Raw genomic sequence first — 3213 nt, forward strand, 5'->3', positions numbered from 1 at the left:
CCAGCGTCAGGTGGACTGGCAGTTCACCAACCACGACGCACGCATCAAACTGCGCCACCTCTACCCCAGAAATTAGCTGCGACAATCTACTAGTGTCAGAATGCCGTTCCGGGTCGACTGTGCGCTCGACTGCTGTCCGCCGCACGCCATGAGTCTGCTCCTGGGGTGATGCGTCACTGGGAAGGAACCAGCATGAGATTAGCGCCCAACCCAGAAGTAACCACCCGGCTGTTGAACAATTTCTGATCTTTCGCCCATTAAGTGATCCGGGGCCTTTTCTTCGGTACCCGTGAACCGCATGTCCAAAGGGGAGAATCACCTTGCCTCTTCGTCTCATCCCCACCTTCGACGGATCACAGCAGCTGCAGTAAATCCTGATAGACCCTATTCCAGGGTAGAATTAGGGTGGTTTGACCCTATCTTCCTTCTGCTCCCGCCTGTGATTCTGGTTCGGGAGGTAGACGCGACTGCAGGCGTGTCGGCTTCCTACGGACTGCGCCAATTTTTTACACATTGATCGAGATTGTTTGGAGTGAAATTTGCGCCAGACAGTGTCACCAGGGGGCTTAGATTCGCCGGGATTCTTGGCCGGTCGGGCTACGGGCGAGAACATATTACGCCTGAAGCAGGACACGATGGTCGTGCTGATTGACGATCAGATTGCCTTTGTGCGTGGTCGGCGTGCTGTTCGCGTCGCGGTGTCACCAAGGTGGGAGGCGGTTGTCCGTGCTCTGGTCGAGGGTGCGGGTTCGGACCACGTCCGGGGACTCTCGGAGAGCTGCGAGTTGTTCACGCCAGGGAGCTAGATGCACAGCTGGGTGCCGGAGCGCTGAAACTCGACCACCGGGTTTGTGGCGGCGGACGCCGGTTAAGTCAGAACGCCGGCCGCGAGCATGGGCGCCGTCAAAGTCGCGGCAGAGAGCAGCCCGGCGTTTGATTTGATCGTTCGTGTGCGTGCGTTGCGTTAGTGCATTGGGCGGGTCCTTCCTCGGTCTCCATCGGTCCGCCAGGGCGGGTGGACATGGCGCCAGTGTGGCGGCCTGGAAGACACTTGTCATGTGCACTTGTATGTAACAGCGGACCCACGTGTACCGCGAGGTGCGGGCAGCGCACGACCTTCGCACTTCGCAGTCCCCACGACGCGGGATGCTCGCCACGACTGCCGACCTTGTGATCATGCCCGACAGCTGGCCAGCTCCCGCCCAGGTTCTCTGTACTGACGGACGTCCATCTGGCAGCAGATGCAACCGCATTTCGGAGTCGCAAATCTAGGGGTGCTCTCATCAGTCTGCTGAATGGGTCTCGCATAGTTCAGTCAGTAATTACTATTCATATATTCCGCTCGGAAGTCCGTCGTTGGCGCAGCTTTTGCCAACCGAGACACGATACCCAGTCGCGCGGTCGAGGCCATGAGTCGGCCACATGAGCGAGACTCTCAGGTAACCAAATATTGACGCAGAGGAAACTTCACAGTCAAGTCGTGCCGGCGCATACGAGAACTCTTCAGAATCCAATAAGCTGGTGTCGCTATGCATGGGGCAGACGACCCTATTCAGGGTCGGACCCAGCATCGAAGATGGACGTCTGAGCGTTTCACTTCGGGTGATGTCAAGGTCAGGTGCTCAGGCCGGGCATGACGGTGATCTCGGCGCCCCGGGCGCCGGACTGTTCGGGCCCTTCGGAGTCATGGGCCGGCATCCACGCCTTCTCCGGGATGTGCAGGACGGCCTGTTCCATGGAGAAAGGCTGTCAAGCCGCTCAGAGGAAGGAGTTTTCAAGCCCTAGTCAAGCAGATCCGCGACTGCGTCGACTCCTGGAACGAGAACGCGAAGCCCTTCGCCTGGACCGCCATTGGAGGCGAAATGATCACAGAGGTCTGACTTATCTAGGAAGCATAAAACTCGTCAACGACAACTCGAAGAATGCAATCAGGATCATGAGACCCTAAGAGGAAGCAGCATGTTGCCCATGGTTTTGAGTCGCCCTGAACGTATGTCGTTCCGGTGTCGCTCTGCCGAAGTTTCCGGGGCCGCTTGTGACTCGTACCAGGTCACCGCGCGGGCGTTATCCTACTGGACGGACGGATTGCTTGAATATGGCCTCAGTGTGCTGGACGAATCCCTCCGCATGACGGTAGCCTATCCCGCCTGCGACTGTGGGACGTATTCTCGATTGCAGCTGGCCATGGGGCTGACTCACGTGCGGGAGTTTGACCTGGCACGGGAAATTCTTTACTGCCGGGAGCTTACCGGTTTCCGTGATCTGGCGGACGGCCCGGCAGAGCTTGGCGTGGCCCGGTCTCTGCTCGCCTACACCAGCGGCGACACGGAAGCCGCAGCAATGTGGAGCAGAAGTGTGCTGGAACGCGTCAGGTGTCCCGGCACGGTGGCGGCCTCGGCTCATCTCCTACTCACCCTGATCGGTCTGCGCGACGGTGATCTGAAGAGCACTTCACTGTACGTCCAGAAGCTCAGGGATGACGTGCTCATGGGACGCGGCGGAACCTGGGCCGCGCACATTGCCTGGGCGGCCATCCGGGTGCGGGAGGCCAGAGACGGGCCGGGTGCTGCGGCCCCGTTCATCGAGGAGCTCGTCGACTTCGGTCCGATCAGCCGGGGCGTCCTCATCGGCGAGCCGGCCGCCGCGGCCTGGCTCGTGCGGCTGGCGTTGAAGACGGGCCAGAAGGCGCTGGCCCAGCAGGGGGCGGCGGCGGCCCAGCGGCTCGCCGAGATGAACCCGCGAACCCGCTCGCTGGCCGCTGCGGCTCAGCACGCGAAGGCGCTGGTCGACCACCGGAATTCCGACGACCTTTGGCGGGCCGTCGAAACGCACAAGGACCCGTGGGCACGGGCTTCCGCCCTGGAGGACTACGGCGTTCTGCTGCAGCGTCGACGGCCGCCTGAGCAGCAGATCGTCGCTGTCCTGGAACGCAGCGGCGACGCATACCTGGCCGCCGGGGCGTTCCGCGATGTCATGCGCATCAAGAACCGGCTGTGGAACCTCGGCGTCCGGCATCGTTCCGCCCGCTGGCCCACGCTGCCCGGCAAGGAGATCAGGAACCTCACGAAGACGGAGACCGCGGTCGCCGAATTGGTGGCCCAGGGGTTGACCAACAAGCAGGTGGCCTCCCAGCTCTTCCTCTCCCGTCACACCGTGGCCTTCCACCTGCGCAAGATATTCCGCAAGTTGGACGTCGCCTCACGTATGGAACTG

The 3213-nt window shown here is 61.3% G+C and carries 2 protein-coding genes; one reads left to right on the plus strand and one right to left on the minus strand.

Annotated elements, in window-relative coordinates; translation table 11 throughout:
- Positions 1-1614: 1614 nt before the first annotated feature.
- Complete coding sequence (locus tag ABZZ74_RS53245; protein ID WP_356951323.1) at positions 1615-1737, minus strand: hypothetical protein; 123 nt, start codon at positions 1735-1737, stop codon at positions 1615-1617.
- A 369-nt stretch (positions 1738-2106) separates the two neighbouring features.
- Here ABZZ74_RS53245 and ABZZ74_RS53250 point away from each other — a divergent pair.
- Positions 2107-3213 (plus strand): LuxR C-terminal-related transcriptional regulator (locus ABZZ74_RS53250; RefSeq protein ID WP_356951324.1); only part of this gene is annotated, 1107 nt, incomplete at its 3' end.

It is taken from the genome of Streptomyces sp. NPDC006476, from assembly GCF_040612015.1.
Classification (GTDB): Bacteria; Actinomycetota; Actinomycetes; order Streptomycetales; family Streptomycetaceae; genus Streptomyces; species Streptomyces griseorubiginosus_B.